The sequence below is a fragment of the Advenella incenata genome (assembly GCF_004217095.1).
Lineage (GTDB): Bacteria > Pseudomonadota > Gammaproteobacteria > Burkholderiales > Burkholderiaceae_B > Advenella > Advenella incenata.
On sequence record NZ_SHKO01000001.1, the window covers coordinates 1,766,319 to 1,787,119 of the forward strand.

The following is a 20,801-nucleotide window of genomic DNA, read 5'->3' on the forward strand; positions in this document are numbered from 1 at the left end:
CCTTTGATGATTTAGGATGATTGTTCCAATTTCTATACATAATCTGCTGTAGTGCAGTCAGCATGACGCAAGGGCGAGTGGCAGAGTAATAAGCCGGAGTATAGGTGGGGTGTGCGCGATTGGTAAGCCCCATTTAATTGTTTTTAAAGTTGCAAAAAATGGGATAATGAACCACTTTGTAAACTCAGCGGAGGACGCCGGTGGATAGAACTCGGGCCATGCAGATATTTTGTCGCGTTGTTGAATCCCACAGTTTTGCGGGTGCGGCTATGAGCCTGTCAATGCCTCGTTCTACAGTCAGCAGGGCAATTCAAGACCTGGAAGCCTTTCTCGGCGTCAAACTATTGCAACGCACTACACGAACGCTCAGCCTTACACCCGATGGCAGTCTTTACTACGATCACTGCCAGTATGTACTGGACGAGGTTCAGCGGATGGAAGCGGTGTTATCGGGTAACACCCGCAAGCCTCGGGGGCGGTTACGAATTGGCATGACCTCGTCCTTTGCACGATCAATTGTGTTACCCGCTATAAAGACGTTTCAGGCAGGCTATCCCGAGATTGATGTCGTGCTGACACTTGGCGATCGGCCGGTAGAGTTGATACAGGAGGGCGTCGATTGTGTGGTGCGGGCTGGCATACCAAAGTCTTCGGCGTTGCTGGTGGCGCGTAAGATAGGTAGTTTTGAATGGTTGATTTGCGCCTCCCCTGACTATCTACAACAATACGGCGCCCCGCGCTCGCTGGAGGATTTGGCGCAGCACCAAGTGATCGAATTTCATTCCGGGCTCACAGGCAGGGCGCAGGATTGGCGCTTTGTCGTGGATGAAGAAGAGCGCGAAGTCGGTGTCAAAGGAAGTCTCGCGGTGAACGATACCGATGCCTATGTGACTTGCGGTATTGAGGGGCTTGGGTTGATACGCATTGCCAACTTTCTTGCTGTACAGCACTTGCGTGCCGGCCGCCTGGTCCAGGTCCTCGAGCAATACAAGGCCCCGCCAGTTCCTTTGTCCATCATTTATCCTCAAAACCGGCATCTGTCTTCGGCGGTGCGCGCTTTCGTGCATTGGATTGGCGAACGCGTGCAAAACGTGGCCACCGACTGGGATTGGCGCCCGTGATTCATTCTCGCAAATGAGCATGTTTATCCGCGCAATTTGACCGTCTGCACGCAGACGACGAGCTACTTGCGCTTGTGCTACCAGGACCAAATATAGCCTGGAACCTATTCGCCGGGAATCACTTGCCGAGTGCTGCGGCGTTGTGCATTTGGCAGGCATCAGACAAAAATAAATATTTTCCAGGTGCTGCATCCAAAGACGGTGCCGGCGTGTATTCAGTAAAGCAGGGCAGAACACTGCCGCTGTCCAACAGTCTTTCCATTGGAGAATGTTTATGACTTTACAATCGATCGCCCGCCTGTCTCAACCTGTGTGCCTCGCGCTATTGCTGGCCGGAGCTGGCACAATGGCCTACGCCGCCAGCAGCAGCTTTTCGCAGGACAGCCTGCCCAGCGCCATTAAGGTGCCGGAAGGTAACAAGGTGGCTTGGGAAACCGTAGGTACCGGGGAAATCACCTATGAGTGCCGCGAAAAGGTCAACGCCGCTGGCCAGACTGAATGGGTGTTTGCTGGTCCCAAGGCTCAGCTTAAAGATCGCACAGGCAAGCAAGTCGGTAATTATTACGGTCCTCCTGCCACCTGGGAAGCGATGGACGGCTCCAAAGTGACTGCAACCCAGTTGGCGGTGGCGCCTGCCGGCGATGGCAATCTGCCTTATCAACTGGTGAAGGCCAATCCGGCGATGGGGGATGGTAGTATGACTGGCGTCACCTATATCCAGCGCGTGGCGCTCAAGGGTGGTGTGGCTCCCAAAACGGGTTGCACCGCTGCCAGCAAGGGTGAGAGGATGAAGGTAGCCTACCAGGCCGACTATATCTTCTGGAAAGCGCAATAAACCAGTGCGGACGAGGCCACCTTGTGAGCCTGTCCGCAAACCAGAAACCAACCCGGGAATCGAGCGACGGTGACGCCTTCTTCTGACAGCTTTGATTACGAGGCCGCGCTGGCTGCATGTGCTGCAGATCAGCGCGACGCCTTGCTACAGATTTATAATCACGAGGGTGGGCGTCTTTTGGGCGTGGTGTTACGGATTGTTCGCGACAAGGCCATGGCCGAAGATATTGTGCATGACACTTGCATAAAGATATGGACCGGCGCGTCGGGCTTTGATCCTGCAAAAGGGACGGCACGTGGCTGGATCTACAGCATAGCGCGCCATCTGGCGCTCAATGCCGTGCGTGACGGCCGTCGCAATGTCGATCTGGATGATGATGCGGTTGGCGCACTGGATGACAAGGCTTCGCTCGAGGCCTGGAATGACATGACAGACAGTTTCGCCTGGGAAACCAGCCATGGCCGCATCACCTTTTGCCTGGAACAACTTGAGCCAGCGCGACGCAACTGTATCCTGCATGCATATGTGGATGGCTTCTCCCATCGGGAAATCGCCGAACGCCTAAATGCGCCGCTGGGTACCATCAAGGCCTGGATCAAGCGCAGCCTGGCCGCGCTACGGGAGTGTATGGCGTGAGCCCTGTATCTTCGAGCCCATCAGCCGCTGATGTATCCGATTTGGCAGGAGAATATGTGCTGGGCACCTTGTCCGCCCGGCAGCGCCGAGATGTGGAGCAACGCCTGGCGCAGGAGCCTGCGTTGCAGGCGGCGGTAGAGGAATGGGAAGCCCGTCTTCTGCCATTGATAACGCTTGTGCCGGCGGTGTCTCCTTCGCCACGGCTCTGGCCGCGCGTTATCCGCAGCCTGGATGCAATGGAACCTGTCGCCACCTCAGCGCCGCGCGCCAGCCGGTATGGAGTACGGGATTCGTTGTGGCGCTCACTGGCATTTTGGCGAGGACTGACTGTTGCCGGCTTTACTGCTGCGGCAATCGCCATGATGATACTGCCAGCCCAGTTCGGCACGCCCGAAACGCGATTTATGGTGGTGCTGGTTGCACCGGGCGACAAATCGCCCGGCTGGGTTGTGCAGGCGCGTACCGACCAGCGGGTCGAGTTAATTCCACTGGGCATGCTGCAAGTGCCTGCCGACAAGTCCCTGCAGTTCTGGACTAAAGCCGATGACTGGAAAGTGCCAGTATCGCTGGGTATTGTTCAACCGGGTGAGCGTGTAACCGTACCGCTTGATAATTTGCCCGGCTTACAGAAAAACCAACTGTTCGAGCTGACGCTGGAGCCACGCACAGGTTCGCCGACAGGGCGGCCTACCGGACCGATCCAATTTATCGGCCGGGCGGTGCAAGTGTACTGACGGCCGCTGTTTATTTTCTACATTGGCCTTATTCAATTGAAATGATTCTGGCTCTTTTTTATGTAATGTTATAACATATCATCTTTTTGCAACTGCAATAACGATTCACGAGGCTGCATGTGAATCAGAAAACGAAATGCAAACCGGATATGGTATGAGTGAAAGAAGTAGAGCGGTGTCGAGCCTGATTGTGCTGGCAGTCTGGAGCATTGGAGCACAGGCTCAAACCCAGTCTACGGGAGAAGGACGACAAAGAACGGGACAATCAGTCGCATCGCCGCAGGATGGTTATGTGACAACTTTGCCAAGCGTTGTTGTCACGGCGACTGCCAGCGAGCGAGCTTCCAGCGATGTGCCTGCCAGTATTACGGTTGTGTCGGGCGAAGACATCCGCCGGCGTCCCGTGAATGATCTGGCAGATGCACTGAAAGGTACGGTCGGGGTCAGCCTGGAGGACGTCGGCCAGGGGCGCAGAGGTATTTCGATTCGCGGCATGAGCGCGGAGCATACCCTGATGCTGGTCGATGGACAGCGTGTCAGCTCGTCTGCCTCGGCGATCGCGCACTCGGATATGGAACTGGGCTGGGTGCCAGCCGAGGCCATCGAACGACTGGAAGTTGTACGTGGGCCAATGTCTTCGCTGTATGGGTCGGAGGCCCTTGGCGGCGTTGTGAACGTCATTACCCGTTCGGCTACCGACCGTTGGATCGGCTCTTTGAGCAGCTATGCATTGGCCACCGATCACGGCCTGGGCGGTAATCAGTATAAAAACGGATTCTATATTGCCGGTCCCCTCATCGCAGGACGCCTGGGCCTGACAGCCTGGGGGGAGTTCAGGCAGCGTCACATGTTGCGCGATGCTGCCAATACGGCGTTAAGTGCACTGGACCGACAGCGCGCCACGACAGGGCATCTTGGATTGAGTTGGACGCCGGACGCGCGTCAGCGTATCGACCTGTCTGTCGATGCAGTCAACGAAAACCAGGCTGGTGTGTACGGCGGGGCTCGCGGTATTGCCTATCGTTCCGAAAATGAAATTCAGCGCCGCCGTTATGCCTTATCTCACACCGGGGAGTGGGACTGGGGAAGTACCCGGACCAGGTTGTATCGCAGCACACTTGATCGGCAAATATGGCGCAGCGATGGCGATAAGGCCAGTGGTCCCAACCGTTTCGTCGATACTGTCTTTGATACTCAAGCAAGTTTTCCGCTCAATTCCATTCATCGACTGACCATAGGCGGTCAGTTCAGGCGGGAAAGCCTGGAAGATCCCAATGTGAATCGCGTCGGCAAAAAAGTACAAAATCATTATGCGCTTTTCATGCAGGATGAGATAACGCTTGGCGACCGCTGGGAACTGGTGCTGGGCGCTCGTTTTGACCGACACGAGCAATTCGGGTGGGAGATCAGCCCTCGTGCGTATTTGCTTTATCATCCTGTGCAAGGCCTGACTCTGAAGGCCGGCGTGGGGCGCGGCTTCAAAGCGCCTACGCTCAAGCAGTTGTCGGCCGAGTTCGAATCTTGGGCAGCGATGGGTGGGCGGGGCGTTATCCGGGGCAATCCCGATTTGCAACCGGAAACCAATCTTTCCTACGAACTGGGAGCGGCCTATGAAGCAGATACCTGGTCGGCCGGAGCCACTTTTTTCCATAACAACGTGCGCAATCTGATTGATACCGTCAGGCAGTCCACTTGTTTTGCTCCCGGCCGCGTTTGTCTGGCATACGAAAATGTTGCCAGGGTTCGCCTGCAAGGGGTGGAATTGACGGCTGGTGCGGATCTTTCCGCGCGCTGGCGACTGGATGGCAACTATACCTATCTGGATGCTCGCGATCAAATCACAGGGGAACCGATGACAGATCGTTCCCGACATCGCGCCAATGCCACATTGGCCTGGAAACCGCTGGCGTCTTTGTCTACACGCATGCAACTCGAGTATATCGGCGCACAATTTCGTTCAGACAAACAAGGCAAGCGTCCCGGCTATACGCTGTTGCACTGGTATATGGATTACGCCTTGAGCAGCAACCTCACTGTGCAGGTTGGTGTGGAGAACCTGACGGATAAGCGTCTGGCCAACGAAGATATCGGCCTTTTCAGTCGGGCGGACGAGGGGCGGCGCTACTTTGTCGGAATGCGGGTGCAGTTTTGATGCGATTGTCACGATTGATCTGGCGCATTTGCTATTACCTGCTCATTGGGGTGGCTGGCATGGCGCCTGTCTACGTATCCGCCGCTCCCGTGGTGCAAGTGCTGCACAATGGTTTTGTTTCGGCAGAAAAATTTCGGCATTTGCAGACTGTCGCCGAACGCCAAGCAATGGGGCTGCGGCATCTGAATGTTGAGACCGCGTCGCCGCAGGCGATAAGCGCGGCCGTTGCGGCTGGGGTACTTACCGTGCTGGACGTACCCAGGCCGGGTGACCGATCGATGGTCGAGCAGCGGCTGGAACAAGCACTACAGCAACAGAAGATCCGTGGTGCTATCCGCTTGACCGTAGGTGGCGGCCGACCCGCCTGGCACGGCCTGGAGGCACCCGTGGGTGGCCTATTGGCCGAGCTCTATGCAGCGGGTGGTGAAGCGAATTACGGACGTTTTTTTGCGCTGGCCAGGTCAATTCATGAAGGCGTTGCGCCGTCCCCTGACTTGCTGGCGCCGCCTGAAAAGCTGCCTGCTGCTGGCTTTTATCATCCGCAAGCCTCTCGCGTCTTCGATAATGTACAGTCCTATCTGAATTGGCACGCATCAGCAGCCTCTCCCTCGAGGCCGGATTCCATTGGCCGGGTGGCGTTTTTGATATCCCGGCATATAGTGACAGATTTTGTGACCGGTGAAGTGGATGAATTGATTCGTCGCAGTGAGACCGCCGGCTTATTGCCTATTGTTTTCTGGGCCGATGCAGATGATCCGGAGGGATTGCAGGGGGCGCTGAAAAGTGCTGCGGTGGATGTGCTGGTCAACCTGACGCATATGCGAGGCGGTGCACAGCGCACCCGCGATTTCAAAGCGTTGAATGTTCCGGTAATCCAGACGCTGAGTTTTCGCGAAGGCGAAGCACGCGACTGGCCCGCTGCGCCTAGCGGTGTCAATGCGCGTACTGCCGCTGTTTTCCTGGCCGGACCGGAAGGATGGGGTGTCAGCGACCCCCTGGTGCTGTCTGCCGTCACAGCAGGGGTAGACGAGCTCCTGCCGCAACAAGCGCAGGCATTGATCGGTAAACTACGAAGCCTGGTCGCCTTGCGACATACCCGTGCAGCGGACAAGCGGCTCGCCTTGATGTTCTGGAATTACCCGGCGGGCGAGAAAAACCTGGGCGCATCCAATCTGAATCTGCCGCGCAGTATTGTTTCCATTCAGGGGGCATTGGCGGGGCAAGGTTATGATGTGGGCGAGCCCGTGAGCGAAAAAGAGGTCATCGATAAAGGCCAGCGTATGCTGGGTGCCCTTTACGGTAGCGTATCGCTGGACGACCTACTGGCAGAGGATCTGGCAGCACTGTATCCGCTGTCTGCTTATGAAAGCTGGCTTGCTGGTCTGCCGGATGAGCGGCAGAGACAATTACGTCGTCATGGCTCGCCTGACGGGCATCGGGCGATACGAAAGATTAATGGTCAGCTTCACTTCGTGATTCCCCGGTGGAAGATCGGACATTTGCTGGTAATGCCGCAGATGCCGCGCCATGCCGACGCGGCTAAGCACTATCATGACACCGCCAGTGTACCGGATCATCTTTATATGGCGGCCTATCTGTATTTGCAGCAACAATACGCTGCCCATGCACTGATTCACCTGGGCACACATGGTTCCCAGGAATGGCTTCCTGGCAAAGATCGCGGGCTGGCTGCCAGCGATTATTCCTGGCTGGCAGTGGGCAGCATGCCGGTGTTCTATCCCTATATTCAGGATAACGTAGGCGAAGCCATCCAGGCCAAGCGGCGGGGGCGGGCTGTGATTATCAGTCACCAGACGCCTCCCTTTGCGCCTGCCGGGTTATACGACCAGTTGCGCGATCTGCACCATCTGATTCATGAATATCAGCAGCTTGACGAGGGAATAGTCCGCAAGCAAGTGTCATTGCGCATCCGGGAGGCAGCATTCGCGGCGAACCTGCATCGTGACCTGGGTTGGAGTGATCTGCAGGCCGAACGTGATTTTCCCGGCTTTCTTCAGGTCGTCCATAACCAGTTGCATGAACTGGCGCGTACGGCTACGCCACTGGGATTACACACCTTTGGGCAACCCGCGAGCGATGAGCACCGGGCCGGCACCATCGTGCAGCAGCTCGGAGAGCCCTTCTATGCAGCGCTGGGGATCGATAGGGAAGAGCTGTTTGTCGACGATCACAAACAGCTGAAAAATAATCCAGCCTATCTCGCCTTACATGAACTACTGAAGCCAACCATTAAAAGTGCGCTGCCTGGGCGTATTGCCGGTTTTGCCGATCGTGCCAGGGCGAATGATCTGCGTTTACGTGACACCCAGGAAAATGAGGCGTTACTTGCCGGACTGGCCGGTGGTTTCGTTGCGCCGGGCGCCGGTGGCGACCCCATCCGCAACCCAGATGTAATGAGCGGTCGCAATTTATACGCCTTTGAGGCCGACAAAATTCCCACCAGAGCAGCATATGACTCAGCTGCGATGGCTTACGAACAGCTTGTTCAGGCATTCCGATCCGAACATGATGGCCAGTGGCCTCGCAAGCTTGCGTTTAGCTTATGGTCATCCGAGGCGATTCGCCACTTGGGAATGACTGAGGCGCAGATTCTGCATGCGCTTGGCCTGCGTCCGGTCTGGGATGCAGGAGGTCGCATCACTGCGCTGGAAATTATCCCGACCACGGAACTGGGGCGGCCACGCACGGACGTCGTGATTCAAGTTACCGGTGTGTACCGCGACCAGTTCGACAGTTTCATGCGCCTGCTTGATGACGCGCTGGTCCGCCTTGCCGCACTGGAAGAGCCGGATAATCCGATTGTGGCCAACAACCTACGTATCGCCACTCTATTGCGCCAACAGGGTATGCCATCGGATCAGGCCGCGGCCGCAGCCCGATATCGAATTTTTGGCAACGCTCCCGGGCAGTATGGTACGGGCGTGCCCGATCTGGCCCTGCGTTCTACCGAATGGAACGATGATGGCGAACTGGCACAGCATTTTCTTGCGAGCAGCAGGCACGTATACGGCAGGGGACAATGGGGTGCCCGCTTATCAAAAACGAATCTGCTGGCCGAACAACTGCGCGGTACACAGGCGGCGATTATGTCTCGGTCTTCGAATCTGCATGGTGTGCTCTCAACGGACCACCCATTTGAGTTTCTGGGAGGTTTATCGGCGGCGGTACGACACCTTGATGGCCAGGCTCCGCAAATGCTGATTTCCGATTTGCGTGACGGCCGGGTAAGCACCACCGGGCTGGCGCGATTTCTGGCCAATGAGCTGCGCGCACGTTACCTGAACCCGCAATGGATTGATTCCATGCAGCAGGAAGGATATGCCGGCACGTTGCAGGTGCTCAATGTCACTAACAATTTGTTCGGCTGGCAGGTCATGGACCCGACATCCGTACGTGACGATCAATGGCAGGCCATGTTTGACACCTATGTGAACGACACGCGAGAACTGGGTACGCGCGAGTGGTTCGAGCAGCACAATCCTACGGCGCAGGCGCAGATACTTGAACGGATGGCCGAAGCCATGCGCAAGGGCTACTGGAATGCATCCGAGCAAACGCGGCGCGACCTGGTCCAGCGCTGGCAGCAACTGGCCGAACAATTCGATGTACACACCGGCGCCGAGGCGACGCGTCGTTACATCGCTGATATTGCCAAGGGTTTTGGTTTGGCTTCAGGGGCGGCGCCCGACACGGACGCAGGATCCGCCCATGCCCAAACGGCGGATACTCAAGGTTCAACAGAGCAGGAGCTACAAGCCGTGCATGGGCAGATTCTGGAGCGCGTGGAAGTTTCTGCCGAACCGTCGCCGGAAACGCCACTGGCTTTACTCTTGTTGCTGTTTGTCGCGGTCACTGGCGGAGTGCGCCAGTGGTGGGTCGACCGCCAATTGACACAGCGCACAGATTTGACCTGAACCCATTTTCATTTTTCCGATTGATCCCTATAACCCGAGACAACCTAATGGACTTTTTTTCCGATATCGAACACTTGTTATACGCAGTCTCCCGCGTTTTTCTTATGCCGGTCCTGCTTCTCATTGTTTTGTCTCTATTGTATGCAGTAGGGATGCTGGGGGCGTTTTTGGTTGAAGGCTGGCAACGGCGTCGGCAGGCAAGCGTCGATAGGCTGCTGAAACAGGCCAGGAATTATTTACAGCGTCAGGCAATATCTTCTGGTGATCTGGAACTGTATATCCTGAAACAGCTGGAATGGCTGCGGATTGTGTCACGCACTGCACCGATGCTGGGCCTTATCGCCACCATGATTCCCATGGGGCCGGCTTTGCTGGCGCTGGGCAATGGTGATGCGACAGAAGTAGGTAAAAACATGGTGGCCGCGTTCTCGGCTGTTATTCTCGCACTGCTGGCTGCCAGCCTTTGTTTTTTCATCCTCACTATACGACGCCGCTGGCTGCTGCAGGATTTGCATCGGGCTGAACGTACCCTGTTATTGCAAGAGGAGTCGGCATAATGCGTTTCCTTGAGGACGATGACACCGATCCCATGCTGTCGGTCGTCAATCTCATCGACCTGTTTCTGGTCATCATTGGGCTGCTGATGGTTGTGATCGCACAGAATCCGCTAGGCCCATTAGCCGGGGAAAACGTGGTTGTGGTAGAGAATCCGGGCCAAGCCGAAATGCGCATTACTGTCAAAGAGGGCAAAGAACTGACGCGCTACGAATCCAGTGGCAAGGTTGGTGAAGGGCAGGGGGCACGCGCGGGCGTGACCTATCGATTGGATGATGGCCGGATGATTTACGTGCCTGAGAGTGGGGCTAAAGAACTAATTCAGTAGTATCCAAAGTGTCAAATGGCTCAGGGTATACCCCTATTTGCATACCTATGCAAGAAATTGAAGATAGCACAACTTCAATTTTATCCACAGCTAACGCCTGAGACGACACTACTATGATCCACTATCTGAAGCGAGGCCGCTCGGCCGAGGTCAAAACCGACGATGACGCCAAAGTGCGCGCCACGGTCGAAGAAATTATCCGTCGTATTGAAAAGGACGGTGATGAAGCCGTCCGTGAGTACAGTCGTAAGTTCGATAACTGGGATCCGGCCGACTTTCGGCTGTCTCGTGACCAGATCACTGCAGCACGCAAGCAACTGTCTGCACGCGAAATCGAAGATATTGCGTTTGCCCAGAAACAGGTTCGCAATTTCGCGCAGATCCAGCGAGATTCCATGAAAGATGTGGAAGTAGAGACTTATCCGGGCGTCGTTTTAGGCCATAAGCACATTCCGATGAATGCGGTGGGCTGTTATATTCCCGGCGGCAAGTACCCGTTGCTCGCATCGGCCCACATGAGCGTGCTGACCGCAAAGGTGGCAGGCGTCAAGCGCATCGTTTCTACAGCGCCGCCGTATCAGGGCAAGCCGCATCCTGCCATTGTTACTGCGATGGACATGGCCGGTGCCGACGAAATTCTGGTGCTCGGCGGCGTGCAGGCCGTTGTGGCCATGGCGGTCGGTACGCCCAGTGTCGCTCCTGTGGATATGCTGGTCGGTCCTGGCAACATGTTCGTTGCCGAAGCCAAGCGCCAGTTGTATGGTCGCGTAGGCATTGACCTTTTTGCCGGACCAACCGAAACGCTGGTGATCGCCGATGACAGTGTGGACGGCCAGTTGTGCGCCGTCGATCTGCTGGGTCAGGCTGAACATGGTCCCACCTCGCCCGCCATATTGTTGACGACCAGCGAAAAACTGGCGCGCGACACGATGGCCGAGATCGAGCGCCAACTTAAGATATTGCCCACCGCAGCGATTGCCAAGAAAAGCTGGGACGATTGTGGTGAAGTCATCGTCTGTGATACCGATGAAGAAATGCTTCGCGTTGCCGATGAGCTGGCTTTTGAACATGTGCAGGTCATGACGCATGATCCTGATTATTTCCTGAATAACATGACAAATTACGGGGCGCTGTTTTTGGGTCCGCGTACAAATGTGAGTTTCGGCGACAAGGTCATCGGCACCAACCATACCTTGCCTACCAATCGCAACGCACGTTATACAGGAGGGTTGTGGGTTGGCAAGTTTTTGAAGACCTGCACGTATCAACGCGTGCTCACTGACGCGGCCAGCGTCACCATGGGTGAATACTGCTCCCGGTTATGCCATATGGAAAACTTCGCAGGTCATGGCGAGCAGGCCAATATTCGGGTACGTCGTTATGGCAACCGTCCCGATTTGCCCTGGTATGAACCGGTAAAGGATCAGGCATGATGCAATTGCCTCAAAGCCCGGATTTTCGGCTGGACGGCAAACGTGCACTGGTAACAGGCGCTAGCAGCGGCATCGGGCTGGCCGCGGCCACCGCGTTAGGCCGAGCCGGCGCCCATGTAACACTGGCGGCGCGCCGGGCAGCCGAACTCGAAAGCGCGTGCGCAGCCTTACGTGACAGCCAGATCTCGTGTGATTTTGTGGTGCTGGACGTGACATGCTCGGCAGATGTTGATGCTGCCGTTGCGGATGCATCGCCATACGACATTCTGGTAAACAACGCGGGAATGAACCGGCCTGTGCCTCTGGTCGAACAGAGCGATAGCGACATCGACGAGGTATTCGACCTGAACGTAAAGGCAGCGTTCTATACCAGCCGGGCAGTGGCACGAAAACTGCTGGCGGCCAAGCGCCCCGGCTCCATGATCAACATTTCATCACAGATGGGTCATGTAGGAAGTGCGCGACGGGTATTGTATTGTGCGAGCAAGCACGCCATGGAAGGCATGACCAAGGCCCTGGCCTGGGAATTGGGGGCAAATGGTATCCGGGTAAATACGATCTGCCCCACCTTTATTGAAACGCCTATGACTGCAGCGATGTTTGACAAGCCTGGCTTTAGGCAGTGGGTTTGCGAACGAATTGCGCTGGGACGTCTGGGTCGCGTCGATGAGGTTATGGGGGCAGTGGTGTTTCTGGCCAGCAGTGCGTCCAGCCTGATGACAGGCAGTGCCCTGATGCTGGATGGAGGCTGGACCGCAGCATGAAAACAGCACCACGCGCGCAAGATGTGGCTGATCTGGCGCAAGTATCGCAATCGGCAGTCAGCCGCACTTTCACACCAGGTGCCAGCGTATCCGAAAGCACGCGCAACAAGGTGCTGGCCGCTGCACAGCGCCTGGGTTACCGGCCAAATGCCCTGGCCCGAAGTCTGATCACGCGGCAAAGCCGCATCGTGGCATTGGTGATGAGCTATCTGGAGAACCAGTTTTATCCATTGGTGATTGAAAAGCTGTCCCAGAAACTGCAAAAGCAGGGCTATCACGTACTGATGTTCATTGCGGATATAGACGAAGGCGCAGATGGGGTGTTGGCCGATATCCTGCAATACCAGGTCGAGGGCATCGTCATGGCCTCAACCATGTTGTCACCGACGTTGGCCAAAAGTTGCTCTGACGTGGGGGTGCCTGTTGTCCAGTTCAATCGCATCTCGGATTTGGGCGGACTGACACGCTATGCGACCAGTTCCGTGACGTCCGACAATGCAGCTGGTGGACGTCTGGCTGCTGAACTGTTAGTGGCCAGGGGCTACAAACGAATCGCGTTTCTGGCTGGATTGGAGGATTCCTCAACCAGCCTGGAGCGTGAGCGAGGCTTTAAGGAGGCGCTGTCCGAGTTGGGGACAAGCGTGTCTTATCGTGATACGGGCCATTACAGTTTTGATGGGGCGAAAGATGCAGCACGACGTCTGTTTGGCCATGCCGATCGTCCTGACGCGGTGTTTGTCGCGAACGATCACATGGCAATCGCGGTCATGGACGTGTTGCGCCAGGAATTTTGCTTGCGCGTACCCGAAGAGGTGGGCGTAATCGGTTTTGACGATGTTCCCCAGGCGGCCTGGGGAGCGTACCAATTGACCACTGTCTATCAACGGGTGGAACCCATGGTAGACGCTACGGTTGAACTTTTGCTTGAACAGATGCGTGGTGAAGTGCGCGCACGCGAGATCGTGGTTCCGTGCATGTTGGTGGAAAGAAAAACAGTCAGACCCGCAGCGTAGCGGACAACTATTTAGATTTTAAGTTGCGGGCGACTTAGCCCGTGGCCAGGAAAATGGAGATTTTAATATGAAAAAACGCAACCTGCTCTCAGGTGCATTCTGCGCTGCAGCGCTGCTGGCTATTGGCCCAATCGTGCACGCGCAAAGCGCCACCAAATGGCCAGAAAAACCCGTGAGATATATCGTGCCTTTTTCACCAGGCGGCGTATCCGATGGGGTGGCGCGATTGCTGGCTGAGCAATTGTCCAAACAGCTCGGACAGAGCATGATCATTGAGAATAAGCCCGGTGTATCCGGCATCCTGGGCACGCAGACCGTAGCGCGATCTGCGCCAGACGGCTACACGATTATGGGCGGCACAATTACCACTCACGCAGTCAATCCCTTTTTCGTGAAATCCTTAAGTTACGACCCGGTCAAGGACTTTACACCCGTAGCCCTTGTTGGAATGGTCAGCAACGCACTGGTTGTGCGTGCCGATAGCCCCTTCAATAGTGTGCAAGATGTGATCGATGCTGCGCGCAAGAAACCCGGCGCATTAAACTATGGGACGGCAGGACCGGGAACGTCGCAACACCTTTCTGGTCAGTTATTTCAGTCCATCACCAAGACTTCATTGCAACAGATTTCTTACAAGGGCGGATCGCAAGCCATGGTGGATCTGATAGGTGGCCAGATCGACCTGATTTTCGAAACAGTGGCGGCGGCCCGGCCGATGATAGATTCCAAGCGCGTCAAGGTATTGGGCGTGACTTCGGCCAAGGCACTGGCCGATCTGCCAGGCGTCAAACCGCTAGCTGAGCTTGGCGTGCCCGGTTTTGAAATGCAGTCGTGGCAGGGTGTTTTTGCGCCGGCGGGTACGCCGCAAGCGGTGGTTGACAAGTTGGCACATGAAATTGCGATCGCAGTCAAGATGCCGGAATTTGGCGCAAAGCTGCGGCAGTTGGGCGTCGAGCCCGATGGTCGTGGCAGCAAGGAATTTGGTGCTTTTCAGGCAGCTGAAGTTCAGAAGTGGCACAAGGTCGTGCAAGAAGCAGGTATAAAGGCCAACTGATAAGACAGAGAAAGGGAAACAGCAATGACAGAATCTCATTATCCACTGGACGGCCGATTGCCGGCGTTGCTGCATGGACAGCAGCGTGTGCGCGGTTTATTTAACGGGCTGCCCAGCCCAGCGATCGTTGAGATGTGCGGTTACGCCGGCTTTGATTTTATTATCATCGACAATGAACACGGCAGCGCCGATCTGGGCGTTACCGAGAATATGCTGCGGGCCGCACGCGCCAGCGGCATTATCCCGGTTGTGCGGTGTTTCGCCCACGACTTGCCACGTGTATTGGACATGGGAGTCAGTGCGGTGCAAATCCCCATGGTGGAATCGGTCGAGCAGGCGCGCGAGTTGGCCGCGCGCGTGTTTTATCCGCCCAAGGGCGTACGGGGCAGTGCATTCAGTACACGAGCGGCAGGATACGGCGCGTTTAGCGGTGCCGGTCACACGCAGCGCAGTAACGAGGGCATCAGTCTGATCGTGATGTTAGAGACGCCACAGGCGATCGCGCAAGCGTACGATATTGCAAGTGTAGAAGGCGTCGATGCCGTGTTTATCGGTCCGAATGATCTGGCACATGCCATGGGGCATGGCAGCGACTGGAATGCGCCGCCAGTGCAGCAAGCAATCGGGCAGGGGCTGGCAGCCATCGCGAACGCCGGCAAGTGTCCGGGAATCATTGCGCTGACCCCTGAAGATGAGGAGAAGTATGCCGCACTGGGCGCCAGGTATTTTGCCAACGTGAGCACTGCCTTGATCACTCGCGCGTTAAAACAGGCGGCCAGCAGGACAGGCGAAGCGGTACTGCGTTATTGAGTTGCACATTCCTGTTCTTAACGAGAGTCGGCATTATCCCAAGGTAGCTTGATACTCAATAGACGCCCACTGCGGGGTTGGGAACGCCGAACGTGGGTCGACTGGCGCGCATAGTGCGGGCTCGGTGAGGGCAGTGTGTGCTGACAATGCAAAAGGGCACTGTCATCCCGATATAAGCATCGCATGTGATGGCGCGCCACGCATCCATTTGTGCATTAAATACCCCTTTAATCGGGCTGTGCACCGCCGATCGGCGGCCCTGCGTCCAGTGCATCGGCAAACTTTCGCATGGATTTGACGAATGCATCGAGTTCATCTTTGCTCCAGTCCTTGAAGATCGCATTGGCCATGCGTTCTCGCGCAGCATCGATCTGATCTGTCATTGCCTTGCCCTTTGGCGCGATGACTGCCTCGCGCACCCGGCGATCCGTGGGGTTGGCCCGGCGCTTGATCAGCTCCAGGCTTTCGAGCTTGGCGACCTGGCGGCTGATCGTGGTGTAGTCTCGCCCCGAACGATCGGCCAGCTCCACCACCCCAATCGGCCCCAGCCGCTCGATCATCACGAGCGCGGAAAACAATGCCCGATCAAGCCGGATTCCGGCATCCTCAATCATCTTCTCGTCGTTCCGTGGGCGATTCAGCGCGCTAAGGATGCTGATCAATGACCCATGAAGAGATTTCATTTGCGCCGATATATGTGTATCTTGCACATTTTTCCTAAATGTCATAATATAACTCCTGTTGAGTGCATATTACACATATTGGAGCAATCATGACAAGTCAATCGACTACAGATGTATTAATTTGCGGAGCAGGTACTGCAGGGCTAACATTGGCTATCGACCTTGCACGTCGCGGGGTTTCGTTCCGGTTGATCGAAAAGGGAGCGACGCCGTTTACCGGATCACGCGGCAAAGGTATACAGCCCAGAACCCAAGAGCTGTTCGAGGATCTGGGCATTCTGGACAAAGTCGTGGCCCGCGGCGGCTATTATCCCCGCCAGCGCCTGCATCGTGACGATGGCAGCTATGTTGAATCTGATCTGTCAGGACGTGATGAGGCCTCGCCGGCCGAACCGTATCAGTTGCCGCTTATGCTCCCGCAGTTTCTGACAGAGCAAATCATGCGCGAGCGCTTGCATGAGCTTGGCTACCAGGTGCAATTCGGTTGCGAGCTGCTTGGCTTCGAGCAAGATGCCGACGGCGTCACGGCAACCCTGTCAGGGCCAGCGGGCCCGCAGATTGTTCGTGCTCGCTACCTCGTGGGCGCCGACGGCGGGCGCAGCTTCGTGAGAAAAACGCTTGGTATAGGCTTTCCGGGCAAGACGCTGGACGTGCGTGCAATCGTGGCTGACGTGACGCTGACCGGCCTGGATCGAGATGCCTGGCACATTTTTAATGACGGCGATATGCCGCGGATGGTTGCCATCTGCCCATTGGCCGGTACCGATCTATTTCAGATCCAGGCGCCGATCCAGCCGGATGAGCAGGCAGACCTGTCGGCTCAGGGGTTGACCACATTGGTCGCAGGGCGAACCGGACTTGCGAATATAAACGTGCATACCGTGTCGTGGGCCTCGGATTACCAGATGAGTGCGCGGCTGGCCGAGCGCTATCGTGTGGACCGGGTATGTCTGGTCGGCGACGCCGCTCACGTCCACCCGCCCACGGGCGGACAAGGGCTGAACACCAGTGTGCAGGATGCCTACAACCTGGGCTGGAAGCTGGCGGCCGTGCTGCGGGGTGCGCCAGACAGCCTGCTGGATAGCTACGAGGCAGAACGCCGTCCGGTGGCTGAATCCGTGCTTGGCCTGTCCACCCGGCTCCTGAAGGATCAGAAGCCGGGTGGCATGCGCCGCGGACGCGAGACGCGCCAGCTGGACATCGGTTACATGGACTCGCCGCTTGCAATCGAGCTGCCGCAACGTAAAAACGGTATTCGGGCTGGGCATCGCGCGCCCGATGCACAGATCCGTGGTGCAGCAGGTCAACCATCGCGACTGTTTCAATTGTTCAAAGGCGGGCATTGGACGCTACTTGTTCATGCAGAGCGACTGGAGAAGGTCGAGCCAAGGCCCGGGCTGCATGTGCACTACATCGGCCCGAAGGGTGATGTCATCGACGCATGGGGAAACATCCACGACGCTTATGGACTGGCACCAGAAGAGAGTGTGCTTATCCGTCCGGACGGGTATGTAGGTGCGATCGTTGATGCAGATAGTGTCGCTGAGCTTGACGTCTATCTGGATCGCATGGGCGTGGAGCAACGCGCTGCAGCGACAGCATCAGTGTCGCCTTGATTACGATTGTGGCAGGGCCGGAGCGAGGTTGATCATTTGCCGAAGGGCGCTCCGCCCTAAGTTGTATAAATTATTATGAATGTGATGCAGGGGTGTCACGAATCCGGCTTTCGAGCAAGCGGGCAATATGCAACTGATCGTTCAGCAGAAAATCAATGTCGTCATTGGTCGTCAGCGGATTGAGCAACACGGCTCGCAGCAACGTGAGACCCTGATTGTTATATTGGCCGATTGCACGGAAGGTTCTGGAGACAAAACTGTCTCCCTTCTGTCTTTGCCATTTTTGTAGAGAAATATTGAAGCGATTGATCTGAATATTATCCAGATCGTCAATTTTTTTATTGCGGTATTTTTCAGGGATATATCTGTACGTGAGAATATTCATGACTGGCGCGGCAATCAATTCAAATTCAGGACGCGTCTCGATTGTCTGAGCCATGTAGCGTGCCCGCTGCATGCTCTTTGAGAAAATATCGTCGTAGCCGTTTTTTCCGATAATATGTAATGCCGCGTGCAAATACAGGGCGGTAGCGGGACGCGTACCTTCCAGGGTAAACCGTCCCTGGTCAAACGATGTGGCACGAACAGCATAGGGCGCATGATGCATGGTCAGTTGGGAGAGGGCAGGATCACGGAAAAAGAGCATGCCGCAACCCAAGGGCAGCATCAGCTGTTTATGGCCATCGATAGTAACGGTGTCTGCCTGCGCGATCCCGTCCAGCAGATGCCGATTGCTTTCGCTCAGTATTAAGCCACCGCCCCAGGCAGCGTCTACATGCACATGCGCACCAATTTTCTTGCCAATGTCACATATTTTTGCGATTGCATCGATACTGCCGTAATCAGTTGTTCCTGCAATGGCAACCAGGCAGACAATTTTTCTGCCTGCCTGTCGGTATTTTTCAACGGCATCGTTCAACGCGTCCAGGTCAATCTGAAAGAGATTGTTCACAGGCACTTTATGCAGCTGCGCGCCTAGCAACTGCGCGCCTTTGTCAAACGAATAGTGCATCAACTCCGAACCGATAATGACCGGTCGTTCGTCGGGCGACAATGCCTTTGTGGATTCGGATGCTTGCGCTGTATCCGCCAGGCGCAATGCAGTCCAGAGCGCGCAAATATTTGCGAGTGTTCCACCGCTGGTAAAGATGCCAAGTGCTGAGGAAGTGGCTTGTAAATTCTCTTCGTAGAATTGTCTGTCTGCACGAAAGATTTCCCGGTGAAGCATGCCAATGACCTGGCGCTCCAGGAATGCCATCCCGCGACTCGTTTCCATTTTGACAACGTTCTGATTCAGCGTTTGGACCAGTCGTCCGATTTCAGGCAGAAACTGTGGAATCGGCGAAGTCATGTGTCCCAGATATCTTGGCGACGCCAGATGCGAGCAATGCGGCAATACTTCGCTGTCAAGCAGATCAATATAAGCCTCGGCGGACTTTCCCTGCGCTGGTGCATCAAATTGCATGAACTTGCTACGAATGTCGTCGATGTGCAGGTCAGTGGAGGCATCGGTTGATGTGAAGAATTTCCTGCAACTGTCGTCGACTCTATTGCGCAGGGTCGCTGTATTGGAGTTGAAAAGAGCGTCGATCAGCGTGTGCGAGGTATTTGCCTCTTGGACGCCATCAATTGGGCTATCGACGTCGTCGTTCAAAATTAGATCCATCTTGATTTTCTCGATATTCATTGTCTTTGGCGTGGATTTTAATGTACTCATTCGGCCACGTGAATGATTTGAGCGGTTTTTGCGTTTATTTCGTGTCGTACCAGCGCTACCACTGCATAGCACGGGAACGACGGCGTAGCGGATTACCGCAGCATGCGAGAGCGCAGTTATGATCGTTGAATATTGAGCAATGCGCGAGGCCCGCGATACGCCAGATATGCCGCAGCAGCCAGCACCTGTATACCAATGGCGGCAGCAAAAAACATGTCGTGCATGGCATTTGGCTGGCCATCAGCATGACTTTGCAGCACGCCAAAGAAGGCAGGTGCGAAAGCATAGGTCCCCTGCGCAATGGCAACAGTCAGGGCTACAACTCTGGGCACATCCTCAGGGGCAAAATCTGATTGTGCAATCAGCGGTGGAATAGAGGTGGCATTTCCGATACCGGAGCCAAACAGCATGACGCCAAGGGTAAGAAGCAAGACATTGTCCGCGCCAAAAAGAAGCAACGTTGCCGTGCCGAGCGTCTGGATCAAATAACCCCCCGCGGCAACGGTACGTCGGTTTCCAAATCGTTGAACTGCCCGTGCGGCTATGGCGCGGCCACCAATCGCGCAAGCGGTTCCCAGTCCCATGAGCCAGCCCATTTGCTGGGCTCCGATTACAGGGGAAAAAATATTGAACAAATGAGCCAGCAAACCGATCTGTGCAAAAAGGCCGATTGCCATACCCGCAGACAGTGTGATGAAGGCCCAATTGCGCCAAAGCGCGGCGCCAGGCAGCATTACGTTGCTGCTTTGTTGGCGGCGCTGAACTGGAGCCGTGTCCGAAACGTTGCCATCTGGCGCCTGCCCGGTGTTTTCTGGTGTTTTAGTGAACACATAGCGGGCCAGCAGCCATACGATAATAATGACCATCACGCCTACGATACTTGCAGCGCCGGTAAAACCCAGCCAGCCGATCAATGCCACCCACAAGGGCGAGAATATAACCCCGCCGACGCTGGCGCCGTTATACGCCTTGCTTAACGCGATAGGACGATTCTTGTGATACCAGGCAGCAACAATAGTATTGACCGCAACAGCCCCCATCGTGACCCATCCGAGGCCGGTGAGGCTGGCCGCCAAGAACAATTGCCACGGCTCGTAGGCAGTGGCCCAGCCAACGACGCCAATAGCGGTAAGGACGGCGCCGCATACTGTCGTTGCGGGTAACCCAACCCTGGCATATAGACGAGGCAGGCTGAGGATCACCAATGTACCGACCAGAAAGTGCAAGGTGACAGCCAGTGAAATAAGGCTCAAGGGCCAGTTCGTGCGCTGTGCTACCTCGGCCAGGTAGATCGGCGGTCCATAGAACCCGACGCCCCAGCCAAAAATTGCCAGAAGGAAGGCGGCACGTACAACCCAAACGCCAAAAAATGCCGGTGTTTGTTTAGTCAGAGAAGAGCCCATGTAGATCGTCCT

17 protein-coding genes are annotated in these 20,801 nt (G+C 55.9%); 14 read left to right on the forward strand and 3 right to left on the reverse strand.

Going from position 1 to position 20,801, the window contains the following annotated elements:
• The first annotated feature begins 218 nt into the window (after positions 1–218).
• From EV681_RS07995 to EV681_RS08055, 13 genes are all read left to right on the forward strand, one after another.
• Positions 219–1,121 (forward strand): LysR family transcriptional regulator, encoded by a 903-nt coding sequence (locus tag EV681_RS07995; RefSeq protein ID WP_242612168.1) that lies wholly within the window; start codon positions 219–221, stop codon positions 1,119–1,121.
• 274 nt (positions 1,122–1,395) lie between these two features.
• On the forward strand, positions 1,396–1,956 hold the full coding sequence (locus EV681_RS08000) for a DUF3455 domain-containing protein (RefSeq protein WP_130303681.1): 561 nt from the start codon (positions 1,396–1,398) through the stop codon (positions 1,954–1,956).
• A 69-nt stretch (positions 1,957–2,025) separates the two neighbouring features.
• On the forward strand, positions 2,026–2,592 hold the full coding sequence (locus EV681_RS08005; RefSeq protein ID WP_128395538.1) for a sigma-70 family RNA polymerase sigma factor: 567 nt from the start codon (positions 2,026–2,028) through the stop codon (positions 2,590–2,592).
• Entirely contained in the window at positions 2,589–3,326 is a 738-nt protein-coding gene (locus tag EV681_RS08010) for an anti-sigma factor (RefSeq protein WP_128395539.1), read from the forward strand. The genes EV681_RS08005 and EV681_RS08010 overlap by 4 nt, the downstream gene beginning before the upstream one ends.
• A 154-nt stretch (positions 3,327–3,480) precedes the next feature.
• Positions 3,481–5,478 (forward strand): TonB-dependent receptor domain-containing protein, encoded by a 1,998-nt coding sequence (locus EV681_RS08015; protein WP_130303682.1) that lies wholly within the window; start codon positions 3,481–3,483, stop codon positions 5,476–5,478.
• Entirely contained in the window at positions 5,478–9,413 is a 3,936-nt protein-coding gene (cobN, locus tag EV681_RS08020) for a cobaltochelatase subunit CobN (protein ID WP_130303683.1), read from the forward strand. The genes EV681_RS08015 and cobN overlap by 1 nt, the downstream gene beginning before the upstream one ends.
• A gap of 47 nt (positions 9,414–9,460) precedes the next feature.
• Entirely contained in the window at positions 9,461–9,970 is a 510-nt protein-coding gene (locus tag EV681_RS08025) for a MotA/TolQ/ExbB proton channel family protein (protein WP_130303684.1), read from the forward strand.
• Entirely contained in the window at positions 9,970–10,296 is a 327-nt protein-coding gene (locus EV681_RS08030) for a DUF2149 domain-containing protein (RefSeq protein WP_130303685.1), read from the forward strand. The genes EV681_RS08025 and EV681_RS08030 overlap by 1 nt, the downstream gene beginning before the upstream one ends.
• A gap of 113 nt (positions 10,297–10,409) precedes the next feature.
• On the forward strand, positions 10,410–11,729 hold the full coding sequence (hisD, locus tag EV681_RS08035; RefSeq protein WP_130303686.1) for a histidinol dehydrogenase: 1,320 nt from the start codon (positions 10,410–10,412) through the stop codon (positions 11,727–11,729).
• Complete coding sequence (locus tag EV681_RS08040) at positions 11,726–12,493, forward strand: SDR family NAD(P)-dependent oxidoreductase (protein ID WP_130303687.1); 768 nt, start codon at positions 11,726–11,728, stop codon at positions 12,491–12,493. The genes hisD and EV681_RS08040 overlap by 4 nt, the downstream gene beginning before the upstream one ends.
• A complete protein-coding gene (locus tag EV681_RS08045) occupies positions 12,490–13,506 on the forward strand; it encodes a LacI family DNA-binding transcriptional regulator (protein ID WP_130303688.1) in 1,017 nt (338 codons plus the stop codon). The genes EV681_RS08040 and EV681_RS08045 overlap by 4 nt, the downstream gene beginning before the upstream one ends.
• Positions 13,507–13,573: 67 nt before the next feature.
• Positions 13,574–14,560, forward strand: coding sequence for a Bug family tripartite tricarboxylate transporter substrate binding protein (locus tag EV681_RS08050; protein WP_128396856.1), 987 nt, complete (start codon positions 13,574–13,576; stop codon positions 14,558–14,560).
• Between the two features lie 24 nt (positions 14,561–14,584).
• Positions 14,585–15,370 carry an HpcH/HpaI aldolase family protein gene (locus EV681_RS08055; RefSeq protein WP_130303689.1) on the forward strand — a complete coding sequence of 262 codons (786 nt, stop codon included), beginning with the start codon at positions 14,585–14,587 and terminating at the stop codon, positions 15,368–15,370.
• Between the two features lie 227 nt (positions 15,371–15,597).
• Here the strand turns inward: EV681_RS08055 and EV681_RS08060 are convergent, their stop codons facing one another.
• The gene (locus tag EV681_RS08060) at positions 15,598–16,098 is read right to left on the reverse strand and encodes a MarR family winged helix-turn-helix transcriptional regulator (protein ID WP_130303690.1); all 501 of its coding nucleotides are present in this window, start codon (positions 16,096–16,098) and stop codon (positions 15,598–15,600) included.
• A gap of 44 nt (positions 16,099–16,142) precedes the next feature.
• Between EV681_RS08060 and EV681_RS08065 the strand changes: the two genes are divergently transcribed.
• Entirely contained in the window at positions 16,143–17,669 is a 1,527-nt protein-coding gene (locus EV681_RS08065; protein WP_130303691.1) for an FAD-dependent oxidoreductase, read from the forward strand.
• 73 nt (positions 17,670–17,742) lie between these two features.
• Here the strand turns inward: EV681_RS08065 and EV681_RS08070 are convergent, their stop codons facing one another.
• Complete coding sequence (locus EV681_RS08070; RefSeq protein ID WP_130303692.1) at positions 17,743–19,386, reverse strand: pyridoxal phosphate-dependent decarboxylase family protein; 1,644 nt, start codon at positions 19,384–19,386, stop codon at positions 17,743–17,745.
• 116 nt (positions 19,387–19,502) lie between these two features.
• Entirely contained in the window at positions 19,503–20,789 is a 1,287-nt protein-coding gene (locus tag EV681_RS08075) for an MFS transporter (RefSeq protein WP_130303693.1), read from the reverse strand.
• Between the last annotated feature and the right edge of the window lie 12 nt (positions 20,790–20,801).

Excerpts from the sequence above, each read along its gene's own strand:
- EV681_RS07995 (WP_242612168.1), top strand. The coding sequence starts at position 219 with ATGCAGATATTTTGTCGCGTTGTTGAATCCCACAGTTTTGCGGGTGCG.
- EV681_RS08000 (WP_130303681.1), top strand. The coding sequence starts at position 1,396 with ATGACTTTACAATCGATCGCCCGCCTGTCTCAACCTGTGTGCCTCGCG.
- EV681_RS08015 (WP_130303682.1), top strand. The coding sequence starts at position 3,481 with ATGAGTGAAAGAAGTAGAGCGGTGTCGAGCCTGATTGTGCTGGCAGTC.
- cobN (WP_130303683.1), top strand. The coding sequence starts at position 5,478 with ATGCGATTGTCACGATTGATCTGGCGCATTTGCTATTACCTGCTCATT.
- EV681_RS08025 (WP_130303684.1), top strand. The coding sequence starts at position 9,461 with ATGGACTTTTTTTCCGATATCGAACACTTGTTATACGCAGTCTCCCGC.
- EV681_RS08030 (WP_130303685.1), top strand. The coding sequence starts at position 9,970 with ATGCGTTTCCTTGAGGACGATGACACCGATCCCATGCTGTCGGTCGTC.
- hisD (WP_130303686.1), top strand. The coding sequence starts at position 10,410 with ATGATCCACTATCTGAAGCGAGGCCGCTCGGCCGAGGTCAAAACCGAC.
- EV681_RS08040 (WP_130303687.1), top strand. The coding sequence starts at position 11,726 with ATGATGCAATTGCCTCAAAGCCCGGATTTTCGGCTGGACGGCAAACGT.
- EV681_RS08045 (WP_130303688.1), top strand. The coding sequence starts at position 12,490 with ATGAAAACAGCACCACGCGCGCAAGATGTGGCTGATCTGGCGCAAGTA.
- EV681_RS08050 (WP_128396856.1), top strand. The coding sequence starts at position 13,574 with ATGAAAAAACGCAACCTGCTCTCAGGTGCATTCTGCGCTGCAGCGCTG.
- EV681_RS08055 (WP_130303689.1), top strand. The coding sequence starts at position 14,585 with ATGACAGAATCTCATTATCCACTGGACGGCCGATTGCCGGCGTTGCTG.
- EV681_RS08060 (WP_130303690.1), bottom strand. The coding sequence starts at position 16,098 with ATGACATTTAGGAAAAATGTGCAAGATACACATATATCGGCGCAAATG.
- EV681_RS08065 (WP_130303691.1), top strand. The coding sequence starts at position 16,143 with ATGACAAGTCAATCGACTACAGATGTATTAATTTGCGGAGCAGGTACT.
- EV681_RS08070 (WP_130303692.1), bottom strand. The coding sequence starts at position 19,386 with ATGAGTACATTAAAATCCACGCCAAAGACAATGAATATCGAGAAAATC.
- EV681_RS08075 (WP_130303693.1), bottom strand. The coding sequence starts at position 20,789 with ATGGGCTCTTCTCTGACTAAACAAACACCGGCATTTTTTGGCGTTTGG.